General features: G+C 46.2%; 24 protein-coding genes and 1 pseudogene. 17 read left to right on the forward strand and 8 right to left on the reverse strand.

Features of this window, described 5'->3' with window-relative positions:
• Window positions 1-467 precede the first annotated feature (467 nt).
• From ABN764_RS09520 to ABN764_RS09545, 6 genes are all read left to right on the forward strand, one after another.
• Window positions 468-908, forward strand: coding sequence for a LytTR family DNA-binding domain-containing protein (locus ABN764_RS09520; protein WP_446671714.1), 441 nt, complete (start codon window positions 468-470; stop codon window positions 906-908).
• An 11-nt stretch (window positions 909-919) separates the two neighbouring features.
• Window positions 920-1,390 carry a DUF3021 domain-containing protein gene (locus ABN764_RS09525; protein ID WP_446671715.1) on the forward strand — a complete coding sequence of 157 codons (471 nt, stop codon included), beginning with the start codon at window positions 920-922 and terminating at the stop codon, window positions 1,388-1,390.
• Window positions 1,391-2,104 carry an ABC transporter ATP-binding protein gene (locus ABN764_RS09530; protein ID WP_174807650.1) on the forward strand — a complete coding sequence of 238 codons (714 nt, stop codon included), beginning with the start codon at window positions 1,391-1,393 and terminating at the stop codon, window positions 2,102-2,104.
• 11 nt (window positions 2,105-2,115) lie between these two features.
• The gene (locus ABN764_RS09535) at window positions 2,116-2,844 is read left to right on the forward strand and encodes an ABC transporter permease (RefSeq protein ID WP_446671716.1); all 729 of its coding nucleotides are present in this window, start codon (window positions 2,116-2,118) and stop codon (window positions 2,842-2,844) included.
• A 128-nt stretch (window positions 2,845-2,972) separates the two neighbouring features.
• Complete coding sequence (locus ABN764_RS09540) at window positions 2,973-3,200, forward strand: hypothetical protein (protein WP_021254085.1); 228 nt, start codon at window positions 2,973-2,975, stop codon at window positions 3,198-3,200.
• A gap of 233 nt (window positions 3,201-3,433) precedes the next feature.
• Complete coding sequence (locus ABN764_RS09545) at window positions 3,434-3,880, forward strand: hypothetical protein (protein WP_021254086.1); 447 nt, start codon at window positions 3,434-3,436, stop codon at window positions 3,878-3,880.
• A gap of 113 nt (window positions 3,881-3,993) precedes the next feature.
• Here the strand turns inward: ABN764_RS09545 and ABN764_RS09550 are convergent, their stop codons facing one another.
• Both ABN764_RS09550 and ABN764_RS09555 read right to left on the reverse strand, forming a co-directional pair.
• On the reverse strand, window positions 3,994-4,653 hold the full coding sequence (locus ABN764_RS09550) for a PadR family transcriptional regulator (protein ID WP_268625781.1): 660 nt from the start codon (window positions 4,651-4,653) through the stop codon (window positions 3,994-3,996).
• A gap of 32 nt (window positions 4,654-4,685) precedes the next feature.
• Complete coding sequence (locus ABN764_RS09555) at window positions 4,686-5,912, reverse strand: MFS transporter (RefSeq protein WP_268625780.1); 1,227 nt, start codon at window positions 5,910-5,912, stop codon at window positions 4,686-4,688.
• A gap of 252 nt (window positions 5,913-6,164) precedes the next feature.
• Here ABN764_RS09555 and ABN764_RS09560 point away from each other — a divergent pair, with 252 nt between their 5' ends.
• Window positions 6,165-7,079, forward strand: coding sequence for a DMT family transporter (locus ABN764_RS09560; protein ID WP_446671717.1), 915 nt, complete (start codon window positions 6,165-6,167; stop codon window positions 7,077-7,079).
• Window positions 7,080-7,293: 214 nt separating this feature from the next.
• Here the strand turns inward: ABN764_RS09560 and ABN764_RS09565 are convergent, their stop codons facing one another.
• The gene (locus ABN764_RS09565) at window positions 7,294-8,430 is read right to left on the reverse strand and encodes an amidohydrolase family protein (RefSeq protein WP_446671718.1); all 1,137 of its coding nucleotides are present in this window, start codon (window positions 8,428-8,430) and stop codon (window positions 7,294-7,296) included.
• Window positions 8,431-8,945: 515 nt separating this feature from the next.
• Here ABN764_RS09565 and ABN764_RS09570 point away from each other — a divergent pair.
• The 3 genes from ABN764_RS09570 (at window position 8,946) to ABN764_RS09580 (ending at window position 11,188) form a co-directional block, all read left to right on the forward strand.
• The gene (locus ABN764_RS09570) at window positions 8,946-9,596 is read left to right on the forward strand and encodes an MBL fold metallo-hydrolase (protein ID WP_446671719.1); all 651 of its coding nucleotides are present in this window, start codon (window positions 8,946-8,948) and stop codon (window positions 9,594-9,596) included.
• Between the two features lie 125 nt (window positions 9,597-9,721).
• On the forward strand, window positions 9,722-10,594 hold the full coding sequence (locus tag ABN764_RS09575; RefSeq protein WP_446671720.1) for a pentapeptide repeat-containing protein: 873 nt from the start codon (window positions 9,722-9,724) through the stop codon (window positions 10,592-10,594).
• A gap of 168 nt (window positions 10,595-10,762) precedes the next feature.
• Window positions 10,763-11,188, forward strand: a complete 426-nt coding sequence (locus ABN764_RS09580; protein ID WP_446671721.1) for a GNAT family N-acetyltransferase — start codon at window positions 10,763-10,765, stop codon at window positions 11,186-11,188.
• A 64-nt stretch (window positions 11,189-11,252) separates the two neighbouring features.
• On the opposite strand, the gene ABN764_RS09585 is transcribed toward ABN764_RS09580, so the two are convergent.
• Both ABN764_RS09585 and ABN764_RS09590 read right to left on the reverse strand, forming a co-directional pair.
• The gene (locus tag ABN764_RS09585) at window positions 11,253-12,086 is read right to left on the reverse strand and encodes an MBL fold metallo-hydrolase (RefSeq protein WP_446671722.1); all 834 of its coding nucleotides are present in this window, start codon (window positions 12,084-12,086) and stop codon (window positions 11,253-11,255) included.
• Between the two features lie 31 nt (window positions 12,087-12,117).
• Window positions 12,118-12,735, reverse strand: a complete 618-nt coding sequence (locus ABN764_RS09590) for an ArsR/SmtB family transcription factor (RefSeq protein WP_446671723.1) — start codon at window positions 12,733-12,735, stop codon at window positions 12,118-12,120.
• 265 nt (window positions 12,736-13,000) lie between these two features.
• On the opposite strand from ABN764_RS09590, the gene ABN764_RS09595 reads away from it, so the two are divergent.
• From ABN764_RS09595 to ABN764_RS09610, 4 genes are all read left to right on the forward strand, one after another.
• On the forward strand, window positions 13,001-13,657 hold the full coding sequence (locus ABN764_RS09595) for a DUF2306 domain-containing protein (protein WP_174807641.1): 657 nt from the start codon (window positions 13,001-13,003) through the stop codon (window positions 13,655-13,657).
• A 166-nt stretch (window positions 13,658-13,823) separates the two neighbouring features.
• Window positions 13,824-14,249 (forward strand): DMT family transporter, encoded by a 426-nt coding sequence (locus tag ABN764_RS09600; protein ID WP_446671962.1) that lies wholly within the window; start codon window positions 13,824-13,826, stop codon window positions 14,247-14,249.
• A 26-nt stretch (window positions 14,250-14,275) separates the two neighbouring features.
• Window positions 14,276-14,977 (forward strand): Crp/Fnr family transcriptional regulator, encoded by a 702-nt coding sequence (locus tag ABN764_RS09605; protein ID WP_446671724.1) that lies wholly within the window; start codon window positions 14,276-14,278, stop codon window positions 14,975-14,977.
• Between the two features lie 12 nt (window positions 14,978-14,989).
• Window positions 14,990-15,439 (forward strand): DMT family transporter, encoded by a 450-nt coding sequence (locus ABN764_RS09610; RefSeq protein ID WP_446671725.1) that lies wholly within the window; start codon window positions 14,990-14,992, stop codon window positions 15,437-15,439.
• A 333-nt stretch (window positions 15,440-15,772) separates the two neighbouring features.
• On the opposite strand, the gene ABN764_RS09615 is transcribed toward ABN764_RS09610, so the two are convergent.
• Window positions 15,773-18,358 carry a TPM domain-containing protein gene (locus tag ABN764_RS09615; RefSeq protein WP_446671726.1) on the reverse strand — a complete coding sequence of 862 codons (2,586 nt, stop codon included), beginning with the start codon at window positions 18,356-18,358 and terminating at the stop codon, window positions 15,773-15,775.
• A 129-nt stretch (window positions 18,359-18,487) separates the two neighbouring features.
• Between ABN764_RS09615 and ABN764_RS09620 the strand changes: the two genes are divergently transcribed.
• From ABN764_RS09620 to ABN764_RS09630, 3 genes and pseudogenes are all read left to right on the forward strand, one after another.
• A complete protein-coding gene (locus tag ABN764_RS09620; RefSeq protein ID WP_268625770.1) occupies window positions 18,488-18,640 on the forward strand; it encodes a hypothetical protein in 153 nt (50 codons plus the stop codon).
• 86 nt (window positions 18,641-18,726) lie between these two features.
• Entirely contained in the window at window positions 18,727-19,419 is a 693-nt protein-coding gene (locus ABN764_RS09625; RefSeq protein WP_446671727.1) for a YjjG family noncanonical pyrimidine nucleotidase, read from the forward strand.
• A gap of 75 nt (window positions 19,420-19,494) precedes the next feature.
• A pseudogene (locus ABN764_RS09630) lies at window positions 19,495-19,827 on the forward strand (Fic family protein); the annotation flags it as partial.
• 162 nt (window positions 19,828-19,989) lie between these two features.
• Here the strand turns inward: ABN764_RS09630 and ABN764_RS09635 are convergent.
• Both ABN764_RS09635 and ABN764_RS09640 read right to left on the reverse strand, forming a co-directional pair.
• Window positions 19,990-20,910, reverse strand: coding sequence for a transporter substrate-binding domain-containing protein (locus ABN764_RS09635; RefSeq protein ID WP_446671728.1), 921 nt, complete (start codon window positions 20,908-20,910; stop codon window positions 19,990-19,992).
• Window positions 20,907-21,674 carry an amino acid ABC transporter ATP-binding protein gene (locus tag ABN764_RS09640; RefSeq protein ID WP_446671729.1) on the reverse strand — a complete coding sequence of 256 codons (768 nt, stop codon included), beginning with the start codon at window positions 21,672-21,674 and terminating at the stop codon, window positions 20,907-20,909. The genes ABN764_RS09635 and ABN764_RS09640 overlap by 4 nt, the downstream gene beginning before the upstream one ends.
• Between the last annotated feature and the right edge of the window lies 1 nt (window position 21,675).

Raw genomic sequence — 21,675 nt, forward strand, 5'->3', positions numbered from 1 at the left:
ATACCGGAGGATAGGTTTTTCAAAGCTCTCTTTTTCATCAGGTACTCACTCCTTCCCATTTAAAAGCGAATCATTTGACGTAAAACACCTAAATTATAGCATTAGATCTGCTTCAAAACTAGGGAATATTCACATGAAAAAATGACAGAGTTTCGAATTGCGCCTTCATTCCCCAACCATACAAGAGCTTGAACTGGCAATCACGATCGTATGCCTATGTATCAAGATAGCAACGATTGAGAAGTTGAACAATATGACTGCCACGACCGCCAGACAATAGTACTAGAAGAAGCATGGACAAATCGATACGAAATCAGAGCACACGGAGGATCGCACTCCGTGTATTTTTTTGTCCAAAGTTTCATTTACAACCAGTTATCATCCGAATTCGACCATCTATCGTGAATTCATTTACAGCAGGGGAGAATCTTCCTATAGTTAAAACCGAGAGAAGGGGATGAGATGACGTGAAATTCGAAGTATCGATTGATCCATCTTGTACAGAGCCGAAGATCATCATCCTAACCGATAAAATGACGGATGAAATATCAGAAATCATGAAGCGGCTGTCAGAGACTTATATGGATTCCTTGCCTGTATTTTCAGATCGCGGTGTTGAAATCGTCGATTGCAAGCATATTATCCGAATTTACGCGGAGAAACAGAAGGTGTTCCTTCAAACGGTCGCTGGTATCTACACCGTTCGTTCCAGACTCTATGAATTGGAAGAGAAGCTCGACAGCCAGTGCTTCGTCCGCATTTCGAATTCGGAGATCGTGAACATCAAGATGATTCGAAACATGGATATTAGCATGACGGGAACGATTGGTGTGTCACTCACTGGAAATGTGAAAACCTATGCTTCTCGGCGCTATGTTGCAAAAATCAAGAAACTATTCGGTATATGAGGTGAATCATCGTGAAAAATCTACTTAATCGAGTTGCCGGTGGCTTCATTATCGGCGTAATCATTGGACAAATCGTTCAGATCATTATTTCGTTCTCCGTAGGTCAGGGGGAATATATGCCGGTTGTCGAACAATTTCGATCATACTTCCATAATGGAACGACCGCCGTTATTCTGCAGAATCTGCTGACCGGAATAATAGGGATTACCTTCGCAACTAGCTCACTCGTGTTCGATGTGGCGAAGTGGGGACTATTGAAGCAGTATTTCATTCATTTTTGCATCACGGCAGCTGTATGGATTCCGGTCGTTATTCTGCTGTGGATGCCGCAGACGTCCCGTAATGTGCTTATGTTCCTGCTCAGCTTTCTAGGCACCTATATCATTACTTGGGTAACGCAATACGTCATATCGAAGAATGACATCAAACAGATTAATGCTGCGATTCAGTTGAAGCGATTCGAAGAGGGAGGCGAGGAATAGATGAGCATTGTAGTCAAGAACCTATCCCAAACTTATACAGGGCGCAAGGCTGTCGACAATCTATCGCTGACGATTGAACAGGGAGAATTCTTTGCATTGCTTGGTCAAAATGGTGCCGGAAAGACGACCACGATTAAAATGCTAAGCTGCCTGCTTCCCCCTACGAGCGGCGATGCATGGATGGCAGGCGATAGTATTGTCACCAATCCGACGGCTGTAAAGCAGAACATAAACCTTTCGCCGCAGGAAACGGCAGTCGCCCCGAATCTTACGGTGAAGGAGAATCTAGAATTCATTGCGAGCATTTATGGATATAACCAGCGAGAGGCCAAACATAAATCGATGGATTTGATGGATAGGTTCGGGCTTACAGATCGGGCGAGAAGCAAAGCCAAGACACTATCAGGCGGGCTTCAGCGCCGACTAAGCATTGCGATGGCACTCATTTCCAATCCGAAAATCATCTTCTTGGATGAGCCGACGTTAGGGCTCGATATTCGAGCTAGACGTGATTTATGGGGGATTTTACTGGAGTTGAAAGGCAAGATCACGATTATCGTAACGACGCACTATTTAGAAGAGGTAGAGGCGCTTGCGGATCGAGTTGGTATTATGCACAGCGGTACCTTGCATGCGCTCGGAACAGTCGAGGAGTTAAAAAGAAAAACCGGGAAATCTTCGCTAGAAGAAATATTCCTCGCATTAACGGAATAGGAGGCCTGATTATGAAATACTTCGCATTTGCTTCACGCAATCGTAAGGAAGTTTTACGAGATCCATTGACCCTTCTATTTGGAATGGGGCTTCCGGTTATCATGATCTGTCTTTTTTCACTCATGCAGAAGAACATGCCCGTTGCTCTATTTCAAATCGAGAATATAACGCCAGGTGTGATCGTTTTTGGCTTTTCATTCATTACGTTATTCTCAGGAATGCTGGTCGGGAAGGATAGAAGCAGCTCATTTCTGATGCGGATCTTCGCTTCGCCCATGTCGGCATCCGATTATATCATCGGATATGCGCTTCCCTTATTGCCAATTGCGGCTCTGCAAATTGCTGTGTGCTTGCTTACAGCCTTTTTCTTAGGACTTTCCATACATTTGAATGTGCTGGTAGCTATTATTCTGCTCTTGATGATGGCGCTTCTGTATATTGGGTTTGGACTGCTGCTGGGGACAACTTTCACAGACAAGCAAGTTGGAGGGATATTTGCGATTTTCGTTAATCTATCCGCATGGCTTAGCGGAACATGGTTTGCACTGGATATGATCGGGGGTGCATTCCAGTCAATCGCCTATGTATTGCCGTTCGCTCATGCAGTAGATGCTGCACGATATGCGTTGGCTGGCGAATACAGCAAGCTAGTTGTCCCTTTTATTTGGGTAGCAGGCTATGCGGTCTTCATTTTTTCTATCGCGGTGATGAGCTTTAAGAAGAAAATGAAGGGGCAATGACTTTGTTCATGGATTAAAAATGGTAAGGAGAGGCAGCTAGGTAGATAAAATCCCCTCGCTACGATGTATATTCGCCGTGTCCCAACTGGATTTGTGTCATATGGTGAATAGGGAGGAGGGGAACAAAATTGGAAGCCTATCAGAATTGCTTGTACTGTATGAACAAAAAAGTTCGTATCCTGACAATGGATCGCCAAGAATACCGAGGGACGGTTGTTAAGGTAGATTATCAAAATGTCTATTTGCGTCCCGAAGCGAATTATGGAGCTGTAAGAACATCAGGCTTTTTTCCTTTCGTTAATAACGATATCATAACCTTAAGCTTATTCACATTACTCGCTATTGCATTGATATAACTAGGTGGATCCGGAGCTCGGCATTTGCCGGTCGATTTCGTCTCATGACGAGCTTCGGGCTTACATATTCTTTGTTTTGTTTGAGTCTACTCATTTCATAAAAAAGTAAATTTATTCATTGAATCATGTCATATCGCTACCCTAGTAGGCAGCATATTTGAATCGTAAAATGATAGATAGAACGACACCTCAGATTCCTTGCGCTTCAAACTATTTTAGGAGGTCATTAATTGATGAAAAAACAGATCATAGCAGGTATTTTGGGGCTTACTATGGTAGCTGGCCTATCCACGCCAGCGTTTGCAGCAATTGATTTTTTTAATGAGATTGAAAATAACGATACGTTTAAGCGTGCTAATGAGTTTCCTCTAAAAACACATACCATGATCAATGGTAAAGCATCCCGCGATGACGATTACGACTATTTTAAGTTTAAGGCTCCTGAGACTACATTCTATACATTTGACTTTGGCGCTGCTAACATTGAGCTTCCTGTTGAGGGAGCCGAAGTGACCCTGTATGATGCCAATAGAAAGAAAATCACGAGCGGAGAAGTGGACTCGCGCAACGAATTGAAATTTTCTGAAAAGTTGATAAAGGATCAGGAATATTTTATTCGAGTAGAGAACAATTCCAGCAGATTTTATGATTATATTTTAGAAGTTTATAAAAGAAACTGATCGCAACATCAAAATGTCGACTCGTTTTCCCGATGAATGATTTATTCATCGGGATTTTTCATTTAGGTCACGCCTGTTGATTAACCAGATAACGGAAAATAATTATCTATGTGTTAATCTTTTATTAAATTGCCATAATACTTCTTGAATAAAGGTTCGACGTCCGAAAATCGAATATAGGCTTCATCAGGCAAATCTGATTTGTCGATATCCTGCGACCAAAGTGCGGAACAGGACTCCACTAGTTCGATCGTGTCTTTACACCAGCTTATATAATGGATTTCTTGTTCCAAACCTCTTCTTATGACCGATGAGCTCATTAAAATCCGTGAATTCATGACATTACGCTCTCGGATGCTTTCCCAGCGCTCATGAAGAATGCGTTTCATCTTGGCTAGCCGCTGTTCCCGCTCCTTTTGATAGGCCTTTAGCTGGAAAATAACCTCCTCTGCGGGAATGTTGTCCATAAAGAAGACTTGCATCAGAAAGGAGTCCTTAAGCTTCGGCGTTTCCGGAGGCGAAAGCAGCCAGGAGATCAGCTCCTGCTTGCCTTTCTCCGTGATGGCGTAGATCTTTTTGTCGGGTTTGCCCGTCTGCGGCTGCATGCGGCTTGTAATGTAATCCTCCCGTTCCAAACGTCCAAGTTCAGGATAGATTTGTGATAAATGTGAATGCCAAAAGATGCTCATAAAATCATCAAATTCCTTTTTGAGATCATAACCAGTCGCTTCCCATTTACTAAGAAAGCCCAAAATTCCAAACTTCAACGACATCGTTTCTACTTCCTTTCTGTCATTTTCATATATTAAACCGCCACTGTTTCAATATTCGTTTGCTCTGCGGAGTTTCCTTTACCAAGAGATGGTATAGCCAAAATTCCGGCAATTCCGAGTACAAGCAACATTCCGCTGATCACGAGAACCGTCGTTGTTACTCCCCATATCGAAAGCAACACTCCGGTCAGCAATATACCTGGCAGAGCCGCACTGGTTGAAATCATATGGTACATGCTGAAAACGCGAGTGTAGTTATCCTTCTCCACAATATCCTGAACGTAGGTCACAAATGTAATGTTAAAGCATCCTAGTGCAATTCCCTGCACGAAAAAGAGGGGCAATATCACCAGCCAATTTTGGATTGCATATAAGCTGCCGATGCTGATACAAAGGGTGAAAAATGGAGGGACTATCAGCCATTTTCTCTCTATCTTTTTATACCATTTTGGAACGAGAGCCGCACCCACGATCATGCCGGAAAGGGAAGCTGTTCCGATAAAACTTAGATTTTCAACGCCTGAACCAAGCACATCCCTTAAAAAGGAGAGCAGAATCAAATCCACTGAGGAAGCAATGAACATGGCAATCGTCAAAAAAACAAACAACGTGCCGAGCTGGCGGTGACGAGCAATATAAAGGACACCTTCTTTCATCAAAGTCCATTGGCCACGGCGTTCCGGCATTTCCTGTTTCACCTTTGGCTTCATACGCATAATGCACATCAGCGAACATAGGAGAAGAAAGGCTGAAAACAGCAGCAACGAAGCAGGCGAAGATCCGTTTTTGAGCATAAAGGCGGTAAAGATCTGACCTGTTATTTTGACGACCGTATAGCCCATCTGAAGCCAGCTATTCGCTGATGGACGTTCTTTTTCGCTAACGATTTGAGGGAGGAGAGACTGACTGGCTGGCATGAAAAATAAACCGACAATGCTTTCTGCAATTAGGAGCGCATATACCCACGGCATCGGGATCATGTTTGAGAGTAAAAAGAACAGGATCATACCGCTCATGCGGACGACATTTGACCATACCATCACATGCTGCAGCGTTTTTCCGGATATCCAGGCTCCAGCAGGCAGGGCTAGCAGCACAATAGGGAGATAGTATGCCACATAGAAAAACGTAAAGGATTCTGTTCCGCTCGACTTGATTTCAATCCATTTGAGTAGCGAGAAAAAGAGTATGGAGTCCGCAAAAACGCTCAGGACTCTTCCGGCAAATAATTGCCTGAAGGCTTTGTGACGCAGCAGCATGTAATGACCACCTTTTTGGTTAATGTTGGTGTAGTCATTGTAAATGATATCACTTCATGAGTAAAGTATTATATATAAATATTTATCTATAAAATATAAAAATCTTTGGAACGTAACATTTTACCGAATGAGCGGCCTTCAATAGGCTTGCATTCCCTACTATTTTTTGTGTGCCTTTCTAATTATACTTACATGTGTATATGGTAACGAACGCTGTATAGTTGATTAACACATTGTTTAGGGGGAGCAGTATTGAAATCACCGCTTATGTCTTATGCGACTTTATTTCTCGGGGTGTTGGCATTATCGACTTCAGCTATCTTCGTGAAGTTAGCAGATGCGCCGGCTGGCATTACGGCGTTTTATCGGATGCTTTTTGCAGCGGTTATGCTGCTGCCGTTTCTTCTCGCGGACAAAGAGAGCATGCGAGAAATACGTTCATTGTCGAAGAAGCAATGGGGGTATGGACTGCTGTCAGGCTTATTTCTAGCCACGCACTATGTGCTCTGGTTTGAGTCATTGAATTACACGTCAGTCGCAAGCTCAACGGTGATCGTGACCTTGCAGCCGCTCTTTTCCATGGCGGGAGGCTACTTTTTGTTTAAAGAACGCTTCCGTATGGGGGCCATACTCGGTTGTATCGTAGCGATTGCAGGCAGCTTCGTCATCGGGTGGCAGGACTTCCAGATTAGCGGGCAGGCGCTGTTCGGCGATATTCTTGCTTTTATTGCGGCAGGAGTCATTACGGCTTACTTCTTTGTTGGCCAGCATGTTCGCAAACAGTTGTCGCTCGTTCCTTATTCCATTATCGGCTATGCTAGCAGTGCGCTCTTGTTAAGTCTCTTTTCTTTAAGTCAGCAAGCATCCTTCTTCGATTATTCCACGAACACATGGTGGTCCTTTATTGGACTCGCCTTCATCGCAACGATTTTAGGTCAGACGTTATTCAATTGGCTGTTGAAATGGCTCAGTACGTCAGTCATTTCTATGAGTATACTCGGAGAGACGGTCGGGACGTGCATCCTTGCTTATTTCATTTTGGATGAGGTTATTACGGTACAGCAAGGCATTGGTATTGCACTCATTTTGATTGGACTTGCCATGTTCTTACTGCAGCAACGACAGGTGACCGAGCAGCAGACAAATCGTAAGGAAATTGGGGCATAGATAGAAAAGAGTATGAATACTCATTTCTAAATACTATTGTAAAAAAACTGCATCTCCCCTTTTTAGATGGTATCCATCGAAGGGGATGCAGTTTTTTATTGTGGTACTATATCAGACTATGATTCATGGCTAAAGTTTGATTTATCTGAGAATAATGGATGCTCCCTTACCTGCCGTCACGGGGGTACGGGAGCAAAGGAATGCTCAAAATCGTCTACTCATCTTCAGTGCCTGGTAACGGTTGACCTGCTTCGAGCAATAGCTTGCTGGCATCTTCTTTGGATAGATTCGTAATGTCGTATTTCTTGCCTGTCTTATTTTCCAGTTGCCGAATTGCGGCAAGCTGAGAATGTGTAGCCGGCTGTTCACTGATGAGCTGTTCGATATTGCCTGAAGCGATCTTTTTTGCCAACACCGGATCATCTAATGCGTTAAGCAGCATGTACATGGCTTGAATTGCGTTTTCTTCGCTCGTGAGGCCGTAACCTGAATCTGTGCTTAGCAAAAAGCGATCCGGAAACTCCTTGATGATAGGAACGAAATCCTCCAGCTTATAGGCACTGGACGGGTTAAATGCCGTAAAGCCTGCGAAAAAATCCGCGTAGACATTCGGGTGTTCGCTTAGCAGTGAGCGTATATTTTCGGGAGAATTGTAGGCATTTGCATGCCCAAAGATAAATATAGTATCTGGGTATTTCTTGGCCGCTTCCTCCAGTTTCAGCAGCGGGATGCCTTGAGGAGGATCAATATGCATCAATATAGGGGCCTTGTACTCGGCACATAATGCATAGAGGTCAGGCAAAATACCATCCATTGGATGCTCTGTCTTCCATATGGAATGTGCGAGTGCTTCCGAGTATGTAGATGCGATCGCAAGCTCTCCTAATCCGAAAAAGCCCTGCTCTAAATAATCTTTTGCCGCCTTCAAGCCAGATGGCTCTAATAAATGAATGCCTGAGGCGAAAGGGATGAACCGTTCAGGATACTGCTGATAGGCCTTCCATGCGATTTTATCTGTTCCGATAGCACCTGGTTCGGAAACATTTCCAAATAGTACGATACGATCCACGCCGTATTTATCCCACATCATCTCTAGCTTCCAATCGTATGCCCGATTTGATGCGCTATGATTGTGAGCGTCTATTAGTTTTATATCTTTATATTGTTGCGCCCAATCTTCTAATTTCTTGGTCGATGGTACAGAAGCTGCCTCTTTTATATCGTCTTGAGCAGCACTTGAAATGGCGGCTGGTTCTTCCTGCTGTGTAGACCCATACATGAATAAAGCTGCTAAGATCAGAACGAGTATTGCAATAAGTAATGCCGTGCGAATTTTGGTTTGCTTGGTCATGTTGATCCTCCCAGTACGTTGATCCCTTATCTACTAGTTGATAGCTCTCTTTTGTAGAACAGTGCCTATGAGGAAGTTACTTTTTTATTGCTAACTATATTGGGTCATGTACTTGCATAGAGACTAGCAACCCGTCTTGCAGCCTTGGACACGTTTGAAGAGTTGGAGGGCTAATCATTTGCACGCTAGGATAACATTTTTTACTTCGTACTTAGCTTATCACACCTAGCAGGAAAAGGAAGATGAGATGTTCATTCGGTTTTCGCCGAAGGGAAGACACGCATATATATAGCGTGATCAGGCAATGGAGGGGATCGAATACGGGAAATCAATTGATTTTGACAGGGCAAAGAAATATCTTATAGATAAAGCAGATTGTGTTCATCAGCAATGCAACATGGATCAGCATTTATACTTCCTTGCATGAAGCAGAGCTCCAATGTGATCGTATGTTGGATACGACAGATGGGCATTTGTTCGGGCAGCATTTTTTATATATGAAAGGTGGTATGTTTATGCGAATCAAATGGTTCGGGCAATCGGCTTTTTTATTGACTTCGCAGGCAGGAACAAGGATTTTGATTGATCCATACGGACGTCTGCTTCGTTATCGAATGCCTGAGGTAGAAGCGGATATTGTTCTGGTTACGCATGAACATCGCGATCATAATCAGATTCAGGTAGCGGTTGGCGATTACTTGCTTGTGAATGAGCCGAAGGAATACACCTATGGTGACGGTGAGGTGCTGATCAGCGGCTTTAAGACCTTTCATGATAAAGTGAACGGTGCGAAAAAGGGTGATAATATTGTATTCCGCATTCAAGTCGATGGCCTGACTATCTGTCATTGTGGGGATCTGGGTCATCTATTGTCTGAAGAGCAAAGCCAAGCAATCGGCAAGGTAGACGTTCTTATGGCTCCGGTAGGCGGAAGGATGACCATTAACGGAGATGAAGCGGCTCAACTGATGCGTCAATTGCGGGCAACGATAACCATTCCGATGCATTACCGTACGAAGGCGCTCCGTCCGCTAGGATTTCTGATTTTTGATAAGGTAGATAAATTTCTCGCAGCATCCGATCAGCAGGTTAGAAGCTATAAAGAGCTGGATATTACACAAGACAGTTTGTCTCAAGCCGCGGGCGTAGCCATCATGCAATATTGAGGGCAGTGGAGTAATGAACGAACTTGACGGTAATGTAGAAATGACACCATTATCATTTTGCTAGAAAGTACCAAGCACATCCGTTATAATCGTCTCAGATTATTAGCACATCGGAGGTGCTCTACTTGCTAGAGGAAAACCGAGATCACTCTCATGTACGTAAGAATATACATTGGGCCGACCTGCGGGCGGATTGCGAGAATTGCTTCGGGCTTTGTTGTGTTGCGCTCCCATTTTCTTTTTCGGCTGATTTTGCGATGAGCAAGGATGCGGGAGTACCCTGCTCGAACTTGCAAGCTGACTATCGATGCGGAATTCACGCGAATTTGCGGGCACGAGGATGTAAAGGGTGCACCGTGTTCGAGTGCTTCGGTGCAGGACAGAAAGTGTCGCAGATTACGTTTGAGGGCATTGATTGGCGAGAAAGCTCGGAGAGAGCGAAAACCATGTATAACGTCTTTCCGATTATGCATCAGCTCCACGAAATGCTGTGGTATTTACATGAAGGACTTGTGCTAGAGGCAGCGCGTTCCATTCGTCAAGAGCTTAATATGATGGTGGAGGAGACAGTACGTCTGACAGAGCTCCGTGCAGATGAAATTCTGAAGGTGGATGTTCACGCACATCGCGCAAATGTAAATAGGCTGTTATTGCAAACGAGCGAGTTGGTATGGATGGACGTACGCTGCAATCTGCAGGCAAATTCGAAGGAGAGACGGAAGAATTACCGCGGAGCCGATCTCATGGGTGCGAAATTAAAAGCAGCTGATCTCAGAGGGGCAGATTTAAGAGGAGCCTATCTGATCGCGGCTGACTTGCAGCATGCGAATTTGCGCGCAGCCGACCTCATCGGAGCGGACTTGCGCGATGCAGATATTCGCGGCGCGGATTTGAGAGACAGTATTTTTCTGACTCAGGTACAGATTAACGCAGCGAAGGGAGATTCGCATACTCAACTGCCGGGAAGGCTGTCTCGACCGGCCCATTGGACAGCATAGCCAGCAGAAGGCAGGCTGGAGAAAGAAAATTATGGTTGTGGAATATATGAATCTTCCGTACTATGGTGTATAGTGCTTCTTTTAATGATATGGAGGGTATTGGTTTGTTACTTTACTATTGATATTGTCGATCTACCTCAGAACAATTACATGAGGAGATGATCGAATATGATATACAAGCACTCAGTCGACGGGATTACAGATGAAATGCTGGAAGGCTTTTTTGTAGATTGGCCGAATCCGCCAAGCCCGGAAACTCACCTGCGGTTATTGAAGAACAGCAGCAAAGTGGTTCTGGCGATGGATGAACAAACGGGTCAGGTCGTAGGATTTATCACGGCGATAAGTGACGGTGTACTGTCTGCCTATATTCCACTGCTTGAAGTGCTGCCAGCATATAAAGGCAAGGGGATCGGCAAAGAATTAGTCAGTCAAATGATGAAAGCGTTGGATGACATCTATATGATTGATTTATGCTGCGACGATGACCTGGTTCCCTATTATGAGCATTTCGGCATGATGAAGGCGAACGGAATGATATTCCGGAATTATCACATGCAAGCTGGGAATCAGAAGGAAATAGAGGCGAGGTAAATAAAAGCGCTAACGCTTGGGCAGATGCCCAAGCGTTTTTTGCATAAGAAGGTCGACCAGCGCCTTAGAACTGAACCGAAAAGCCACGGAATTGGTGAACGCCAGTTCCGAAGCGGACAAGATCCTTCTCAAGCAGCTCTGCAGCCGCTTCTTTCAAAGCAACTAATAATTCGGGCTCCAGCCCAAGCCGATTATGGGAGCCGAATATTTGTACAATACCCTCAATCCCCGAAATTTTCTGCCAGGAGGCCACAAGGTCTTCTGGACTCGTCGTAGGATAGAATGCATAGATTGGTGTTTCATCGTACAGCAGATCGCCAGTAAATAAGTAGCCTCTGCTTGTATCGTGTACGACGATATGTCCGGGGGAATGGCCGGGCGTATGATAAACGATGAGTTTACGATTCCCTAAATCGATGGTATCTCCATCTTGAAGCAGATCAGTTGGTTTGCCTTGATAGGGAGTATAGGCAGCAGGATCGAAGGTAGGCGGTAAGGGTCTCGTAATATCACGCGACACATCTTTGCGAATCTGCTCAATCGGCAATCCCTTAATGCCATTAATGAGCCAATCTTCTTCCAGTTCGTGGACGTAAATCCGCTCGAACTTGCCATGGCTGCCAATATGATCCCAGTGAACATGGGTGGTAAGCACCGTGATGGGCAGGCTGGTTAGCTGACTAGTCATTCGCGTAATATCATCGATACCGAGTCCGGTGTCGATGAGAGCGGCTCGTTCACTGCCGATGAGCAGATAAGAATGAACTCTCTCCCAATGGCCGTATTCGCTAATGGCATACGTGGAGTCGTCAAGCTTCGAGACGGTGAACCAAGTATCGTCTATTACGATAGGATATTTTGTTGCGTGCTGCTCACGATTGGCTGTATTAGATTGCATACGGTATCCCTCCAGGAAGTGAAGAATGTAATTATTGAATGGCGATCTCTTCGCTGTCATCTTGGAATGCGATCAAGGACAAATAATAGCTTTTTTGATCCTCATTTTCTTCTTTCGTCTCATTTGTTTCTTGCTTCTCATGCTTCGTGAAATGCTTGTCCAGCAGCTGCTTGAATTCTTCGACGAAGGCGTGGAAGTTCTCTTCCGTTGCCATCACTTGATAGGTGGATGCGATGTTCTTACGCAGCTCCATATTGCTGCTGTTCAAAGCGAATGATGCAGCCGGTGCGCTCTCAATCTTAGTGCGGGTGACCTCGACCGTCTCCATGAACACTTGTCGCGATGTCTCGATCAGATCCATGCTCGGCAGCAGATGATCTTCGGGAATGAAGCGGCTCGCAACTGCGCGGTAATATTTTTGAACGATACCGTTCTTCTCCTCTTTGCGAACAATTTGAATCACCTGATGCTTCTCAAGTTCCTTCAGATGAAAATAAATATTGTTCCGCGTTATGCCCAGCATTTCGGCAAGCTGCTGCCCGGTATACTCTTGCTTGACAAGATTCATGAGTATTTTCGTGCGAAGCGGATCAGCGATTGCCTTTAGCTGTTCATGAGTCTGAATTTTATATACGCTAGTCACAGTCATCGAAACACCTCACTACAATTTACCGGTAAAATATAATTTACTGTTTGGTGTGTTTATATTAACACGAGTTACACAATTGGGCAATCATTCCATTTTGGATGTGAGATACTATGATTCAGAAATAGAGAAATTGAGAAATTGAGAAATTGAGACGCATGGTGTGTAACTAGGATTAGCTCTAAAGCAAAATACTTCTGCAGACGGAGTGAAGTAGCTAAGGGTGCATGATACACTCCTTCCAGTATAGAGGAATGGAGGATGATGGATGAAAGTGCAGAGTGCGGCTCGCTCATGGGCCTTTGGGATAATGGCATTTCTGGCAATCATGGTCGGAATTTATGCTTTAGCGATGTATGCTATACCATCTCATATCCAAGAAGCTCCGCTTGTAAAAGGCAAAGGGGAATTGCCGACGTTGTGGTATCCAGTATTGTGGGCGCACGCCATATCTTCAGGACTTGCTATTACTATCGGATGGCTTCAATTCATCAAGCGATTACGAGTACAAAAGCCTAATCTACACCGCGCAATCGGCTATGTGTATGCGTGCCTGATTGCGATTGGGGGGATTACAGGGCTCTATTTATCCTGGTACGCGGATGGCGGTTGGCTCGCCGCAACAGGCTTCGGAGTACTGTCTACTTTATGGATGTATACTCTGTATCAAGGAATAGTCCGCATTGTTGTCGCTCGCGACTTAGCTGGACATGGCCGCTGGATGATTCGCAACTATGCGCTTACATGTGCGGCAATTACTCTGCGCCTGTATATGCCGCTGGCAGCGATACTCTTCGGGCTTTCAGATCCCAATGACACATTTGCAGTGATCGCTTGGCTATGCTGGGTGCCAAATCTGTTAGTTGCAGAGAGTTTGGTCGCGCGCCGTCCATCAGTAGGTAGTAGAAAGTCATACATACAATAGCGGTTTGTTTACCTAAACAGTGTGAACGCGGATGCTGATTCAATATTCCGCCTCTACGCTGTTTTTTGCTTTTTTGATACACTTGGGACATATGTCCTTCCCCCAAGACATGGGTCTGATTTTAAATAATAGTGAAATTGAATTCATGTCTAGAGGAGCGGGAATGATGGCGGGAATCCTATTTGCATTGTTAGGCGGAGCGTTCATAACGCTGCAAGGCGTGGCGAACTCCCATATCAGTCAACATATTGGCACATGGCAAGCAGCAACGATTACCCAGTTCACGGGATTTGTACTGGCCTTCATCCTTCTGCTGCTCGTCCGTGATGGACAATGGAGAAGAGTCAAGCAAGTGAAGCCGATATATCTGGCTGGAGGTGCCTTGGCAGCAATTATCATATCGAGCAATATCACAGCCATTCATCAGATTGGAGTGACTCTGACGATTGCAATGGTGTTAATTGCCCAGCTAAGTGTAACCTTCATCATCGACAGTAGAGGATGGTTCGGTGTAGCGAAGCAGAAGATGAAGCTGGCGCAGTTCATCGGCATTGGGATGATGATCGCCGGAGTGATTATATTGAAGATGTAATTTTGCGGCAGAGGTGAAGGTGCGCTATGAAAGAGATTAAGGATCGTGAACAACTCGCTCATTATTTGGAGATTCATCAGATTACATCGATATTTAATAAGGACATAATGCCGCATTTGGCGCTTTACATCTATGAGCAAGGCGAACTTATCTGTTCGCAGGGCGATCCTGCGGAGTACTTTTACGTTCTCGTGAAAGGGAAGGTCAAAGTATATAACACCTCGGCAGAAGGCAAGGCGCTGATTGTATCGTTTAAAACGGCGCTAGAGGCGATTGGTGATATTGAATATGTGCAGGGGATCGACTTTATGAATTCAGTTGAGGCTGTATCGCCTGTGCATTTGATCGGCGTCCACTATCGATGGCTTCATCAATATGGGAAGCATGATCCGCCTCTGCTTCAATTTCTGCTTAACATGATTACGACGAAGTTTTGCATGAAATCAGATTCCTTGAGCTTTAATTTGATGTATCCGGTGGAGGCGCGCTTGGCGAGTTATCTCTTGTCGATATCGTATGATGAATCGGATCCGCGATTTAATGGACAGCTTAACGCGGTGAGTTTGCGGGATGTAGCCAACTTCATTGGCACCAGTTACAGGCATCTGAATCGAGTTATTCATAAGTTCTGTGAAGAAGGCTTGGTCGAGCGCAGTCGAGGGTTTATTTCCGTGAAGGATCGGGAGCGATTGCGTGCTCTGGCAGGCCATAATATATATGAAAGGTGAGAGGGTACGCTTATGATTGCAGGCTTAGTATTTGCGCTCATCGCTGGCTCGCTTGTTGGTGTGCAGAATGTGTTCAACAGTAAAGTAAATGAAGGCGTGGGAACGTGGACGACTACAGCAATCGTGCTGGGCATGGGATTCCTAGCGTCACTCACCATTGGCCTCTTAGTGGAAGGAAAGCAGCTATTTGATTTGCCTAATATGAAGACATGGTACTGGTTCAGCGGCATCATCGGGGTCGGTGTCGTGCTTAGTGTGGTACAGGGAGTGAAGCGGCTTGGCCCGACGTTTGCCATCTCGATTGTGATGGCGTCCCAGATTAGTTTTGCGCTGTTGTTCGACTCTTTGGGGTTGCTTGGCCTCGATCAGGTTCCTTTTACGGGAAAACAAGCAATCGGGGTTTTGATCATTATTGGCGGCGTTATTGTATTTAAGACGGGGAAAAGAGTAGAACCGCTGTAGATTCCCTATCTACTTCGTTTTTTTTAGATGCGCGCTGGATACGATGCTGGATGTAGAAGATGGATATCAGTGGAATGATTTCTATAAGAAGATAGACGGAAATGTGATGGCAACGGTCACTGAACCGCTTGTTGTGTTGAAGTAGCGGGTTGATGGTTTCTCTGGGGTGATGAAGGGGTTGGCTTAGTGCTAGTTCGTTCTGGATTTTTGTTGGAAAGGAAGGAGGGCCTCACCATCCACTTTGCCGTGGATGGTGAGGCCCTTTTGTGCTTGAAAGGTTATTGTAGATTGCAGGTTGAAGTTTGAAGGTAGGATACCCCTTCACTTCCGCTACTACCAATTCGATCCGCCGGAAGAATTCTTATTGTCGCCTCCCCAGCTAGACCCGCCCGAGCTATTGGAGTTGTTCGAACTGGATCCGCCCGAGTTGTTGCTATTCGAGTTGGAATTATAGCTGGTCGATCTACTGGTTTGCTCTCGGCGTCTTTCCTCTTCGCGTCTGCGTTCCTCTGCTCGGCGAGCCTCTTGGCGTCTTCGCTCCTCCGCCCGGCGGGCTTCTTCTCGGCGCCGTTCCTCTGCTATCACAGCATCATAGGCGGCATTCATAGCGCTAATAATGCCTGCCACCGCAGCAGCTTCCTGACTGGCGCGTTCGTATTCGCCGCGGTACATATAGTCATTCGCAGAGGACATGATCTGCGAATATTGGGAGTCAAAGTGAGATAATCTTACTTTTCGGTTTGTACGATGATACGTGGAACGATACCGTGCTTCCATGTCGTTCATCGTGCGTTCTGCATCGCGCTTCACAATGGCAGTTCGCTCGACATCTTGCAAGTAGGCTTCCGCTTCGCGTGCATATTGCGAGCTTAGCTCTGATTGTAAGTCAAGGTCATAAGGAGGCTGGGCGAGCAACTGCTTCAGTCCGGAGTCCAGCTTCATCAAAGATTCTTCCGCATATCGCCATGCTTGCACGAGACGATTGCGCTTAATAACATCTTGGGCGCGGGTGTAAGCTTGTTCACCGCTCTTCATCTGTCTGTTGATTAGTTCGAGCGCCTGATCCAATTTCATGACAAGTTCTTCATATTGCCTTTGATTGCGATCCTGATCCTGCCAAGTTTGCAGCATGCCATCAAGTTCCTGACGAGCCATCTCGTATTCCTGCACTTCTTCCGAAGAGAGGGAACGCACATTGTCCAGTCTGGAACGCATGTTGGCAATGACGGAAAGCCCGTTATGATACAGTTCCCAAGCATGATTCCAGTAGTTGGAACGGTAGGTATGGCTAATTCGCTGGTGCAGCCCATTCATGTGCCGCTCTTCTTCTGGCAGGTTGGAAAATCTATTCGCGATGGCTTGGATGTCCTCCGCATTTTTCAGCTTCAAATCTGCCAGCCGCTGTGTCATATGTACAGCATCCTTCAGGTGCTGGCCTCTGCGTTCTGCCAATTGCACAGCTTCCGAAATCTTGCCGCTTCGCAGTTGTTCCAGCATCCGTTCATTCGTGTCTCTAGCTTGCTCCAGACAACCGTAAGGATCGATGCGGATTAGCTTGAGTCTATGTTCTTGTACGATGCTTTCGAAGCGGGCGCGACTGCTGGCTACCTCATTCGGAAATTGCTGGTACAGATTGGCGTAATGAGCGATGGACGCAATATCCTGCGCCAATTGCTCGATTTCTGCCTTGGAGGTATCCATGATGGCATTGGCGCCCATCGGATCGAAGGTATCCATATCATCCACGGTTTGCACACGGCTGACGAGCGTATGGTAGCGTTGGTCGATTGCTTCAAGCGTCCAACCGCGTGTACTGATTTCTTGGCGATATTCGTATTCGAGCTGCTGAAGACGCGCTCGCGCTTCACGAATGCTGTCTACGAGCTGGCGCTCCGTGACCTCGATTTGTTCAATTTGCTTCGTTAGCTCTGCTGCTTCTTTTTCTCGCGTTTGCCGCACGTTGTCTGCCGCATCGAGCTGGCTTTTGAATTTCGGCAGCAGCGTGTGGGCGAAGCTGATCTGCTTCATTTCCTTCAAGCTGGACTCCAGCGCAATGATGGATGCCGTTAATTGCTGCTCGATAGCCGCAGCTTGCTGCTGCGTCGCGCCTTGATACAGCTCAGTGTAGTGGTGCACACGCTCGAGCGCTTGACTGACAGTGGCCATAACGGCAGGAATTTGGGTACGAATTTTGCGCAGCCGCTGAAGCTGCCACATCCATGCAACTAGCAAGATGCACAATGCAGCTAAGCCTGCTGCGATACCGACCCTAGGCCACGGAATGCTATTCCAGAAAAGGACGAGCGCACTTGGACCTTCCGGTTCCTTCGGCACAGTTACGGGCTGACTTTCGTTCTCCGATGCGGGCTTCGATGGTTTGTTGCCGGATGGGAGATCCTTAGCAGGCTTCTCCGGCGTTGGTACAATCGGCACAGGCTTCAATTGTTTGGTCGCTTCCATAAGCGTTATAGTGGCCCTAGCGAAATTGCCCTCTTTCGCCTTCGGAATAAAATGTTTGTCAACGAATGCGCTGAGCTTAGAGCGAGACGAGTCATCATGGGGCAGTGCGTCGATCTTCTCTTGCAAAGCCGGATTGTTGAAGTTCATCTCTACGCGCCGATCTTCCTTAGACAATAGGATGAGGATGTCATCCGCTGTCAACTTCCATTTGTGATATACTTCGGTTGCATATTCTGCTGCATCCTGGCCATCCAAACGATTGATAGTCAGGAGATAGAACGTATAGGGCTTCCCCTTGGCAGCTCGCTCGATATAGGGAATCGATTCTTTAGGAATCATCTTGGCTATATCGCGCACTATGCCCGATTTGCTCGGAATAGCGTCTGCCTGAACAATTCCCGGATGAAGCAACATGACAATCATCATGATGGCGGACAGCCATCGCATTGCATTCTTCACGGTGATCCTCCGTTTCCAGTCGTGTGATATGTTATTGGTGCCTATTTCCTATTACGTATTACGTTTGATACAAGTATAAGGTGCAGTCGGAAGCGGGAAAAGAACTTTTCTTACAAGGAAGGGATTGTCATGGTGAGTGGAAGAAGTACGAAGGACGAGCAACTAGGAAAAGTGCAGCCAGCAGGGCTGGATGAGAGCATTAAGGAGTGCAGCCTATATCCAGTACAACAGATGCACGCACGTGAAAATAGAGGGAAATTCACACAAGTCGTGCAGATGTAGAGCAGCTTGCAGAGTTGATGGATATGAAAATAAAATAGAAAGTACAGCTTGTAGAGCAGGCTATAACATAGATAGGTGGAGATAAGATGCGCATATATCGAACATTATTATTTGACGTTGATGATACATTGCTTGATTTCAAGGCGGCGGAGAAGCTGGCGCTGCGTTTGTTGTTCGAAGGACAGCAAATCGAGCTGACAGAAGAAATGGAAGCCCATTATAAACAGATGAATCAGGGATTGTGGAGGGCGTATGAAGAGGGAAAGATCAATCGCGACGAGGTGGTGAACACTCGATTCTCTCTACTTTTGAAGGAATATGGGCACGAAGTGGATGGCGTTCTGCTGGAGCAAAAATATCGAGGCTATTTGGAACAGGGACATCAGCTCATTGACGGGGCTATGGAAGTGATTACGGAACTTCATGGCGCGTATGATCTGCACATTGTGACGAATGGCGTCTCCAAGACACAGGATAGAAGACTGCGTGATTCCGGTCTGCATCCAATGTTTACAAGTATTTTCGTATCGGAGGATACAGGGTACCAGAAGCCGATGAAGGAATTCTTTGATTTTGTGTTCGCACGCATTCCTAGCTTTGACCCGCAGCAGGCATTGATTATCGGGGATTCGTTAAGCTCGGATATGAAGGGCGGACAGCTGGCAGGTCTGGATACCTGCTGGTTCAATCCCGAGGGGAAAGCGAATGAAACGGATATTATTCCAACCTATGAAATTCGTTCGCTTCAGGAGCTGTATCAGATATTAGGATTGAAGTGATGGTATTGGAATAAATGAATGTCTAGAAACGCAATAGACTTGTTATAATACTAGTAATAAAGAGGGAAAAGGTAGGTGATAGGTGTGGATCTTACTTTGATTGATGAGTTAAAGAATAGATTGGATTCGCTGCGACCACTACCTGCCGAAGCCGTTCGGAATTTAGAGGAAGTATATCGTGTTGAATGGACGTATAACTCGAATGCGATTGAAGGAAATACACTGACGCTGCTTGAAACGAAGCTTGTGCTCGAACAGGGGTTAACGATCGGTGGAAAAAAGCTTCGGGAGCATTTTGAAGTTATTAACCACGCTGAAGCGATTGCCTACATTCAAGAGCTCCTTCGCCAGGATCAGGAGCTAACTGAGTATGTGGTGAAATCAATTCATCATCTTGTTCTTAAAAATACTTTTATTCAATTGATTATGGAGTGTGTTGCAGATAGTCTCCAGGCATATTTATTCGCTGTGGAATAATAAAAAACGAGGCTGTCTTGCGGTCATGTTAATCATGACGGCAAGACAGCCTCGTTCTATGTTCGGATGCTATTGTATTGTACGGCGCTTGTGTTACTTCCAGTGTCCGCCTTCCACGATAATATCGTCTGGAGAGACATCCGGGCCGAGTTCCTCTTTCACGTATTTATCGTACAACTGCAGCAGGAATTTCTCTTTTCCCAGCGCCTCCAGCTCTTGATTCACCCAATCGCGCAGCTCAGTATTGCCTTTCTTGACAGCTGGCGCGATCGGCGCCTCTTTCTCCAGCTTTTCTGGAATAAGGGCGAAGCCAGGGTTTTTTCGTGCCCAAGCGAGTAGGATGAAATTATCCTGTGCGTACCCGTCGCCGCGTCCATCCTTCAATGCTTGGAGGGATTCGGTGTTTTTCTCGAATTTGACCAGTTCAACGTCGGGGTAGTTTTTGGTGAAGAAAATATCAGCTGTCGTTCCCTTCGTTACGATAACTTTCTTTCCTTTCAAATCAGCCAACGACTTAATGCCGCTCTTATCGTTTACGAGTACCTGTGTGGTCACCTTTAAATTTGGATTTGTAAAATCAACAATTTCCTTGCGCTCATCGGTCACGGTCATGTTGGCCACAATCAGATCTACCTTGTCGCTTTGCAAATACGGGATACGACCTGCCGGCTCCACGATGACGAACTCAATTTTGTTCTCGTCCCCAAGCAGATCTTTCGCGAAGCGTCTCGCTAAGTCATTATCGAAGCCAACCAACTCGCCCTTCTCATTCGTGAACCCGAATGGGGGTTTGTCGGAGAACACACCTACGAGAATTTTGCCGCGTTCTTTAATTTTGCTCAGTGCACCGGTATCTGCACTTGATGATTTTCCGCTCTCTTGCTGCGTTGCCGTGGTTGGTTGTTCCTTCGCGCCACTGCCTGCATCGCTTCTGCTGCTGCTTGAGCCGCATGCGGACAATATCCCGACCGTGAGCAGTATCATCAATAATGTAAATCCCAATTTGTTCTTCATCCAATCTCTCTCCTTTTCCATGTTTCAATGTCCAAAAATTTATCCAAAAAGCGCCTGGCTCGTTCGGTTCTGGGATCTGCAAAGAAAGCATCCGGCGCTCCTGTCTCGCATATTCGGCCTTCATCCATAAACACAATCCTATCGGCGACAGCACGGGCGAACCCCATCTCATGGGTTACGATAACCATCGTCATGCCTTGTTCCGCCAATACAAGCATGACTTCCAGCACCTCGCGCACCATCTCGGGATCAAGCGCAGCCGTCACCTCGTCGAAGAGGATGACCTCGGGATTCATACATAGTGCCCGCACGATCGCAATTCGCTGCTGCTGGCCGCCCGACAGCTGCCGAGGATAAGCGTCCTTCTTGTCTAGCAATCCGACGCGCTCTAGCAGCTTCTCGGCTTGGACGATCACTTCTGCACGGGGACGCCGCTGGGCCTTGATTGGTCCGAGGAGGATATTATCGAGTACCGTCAGATGGGGGAATAGGTGATAGCTTTGAAACACCATTCCAATCTGTTGGCGAATGTACTGCCAGCGCGTTGCTGGATTGGTCAATTCTTGACCGTGGAACCGAATGCTGCCGCTCTGCGTTGTCTCGAGTCCATTCAGGCACCGAAGCAGCGTGCTCTTGCCGCAGCCGCTTGGCCCGAGTATAACAGTCACTTCTCCTTGAGCAATTTGCAGGTTGATGTCCCGCAGGACCCAATGCTTACCGAACGACTTGCCGACATTGGATAGTTCAAGCAATGCGCCGGGCATG

Origin of the sequence: Paenibacillus wuxiensis, from assembly GCF_040195695.1 — a bacterium.
Taxonomy (GTDB): domain Bacteria; phylum Bacillota; class Bacilli; order Paenibacillales; family Paenibacillaceae; genus Paenibacillus_B; species Paenibacillus_B suaedae.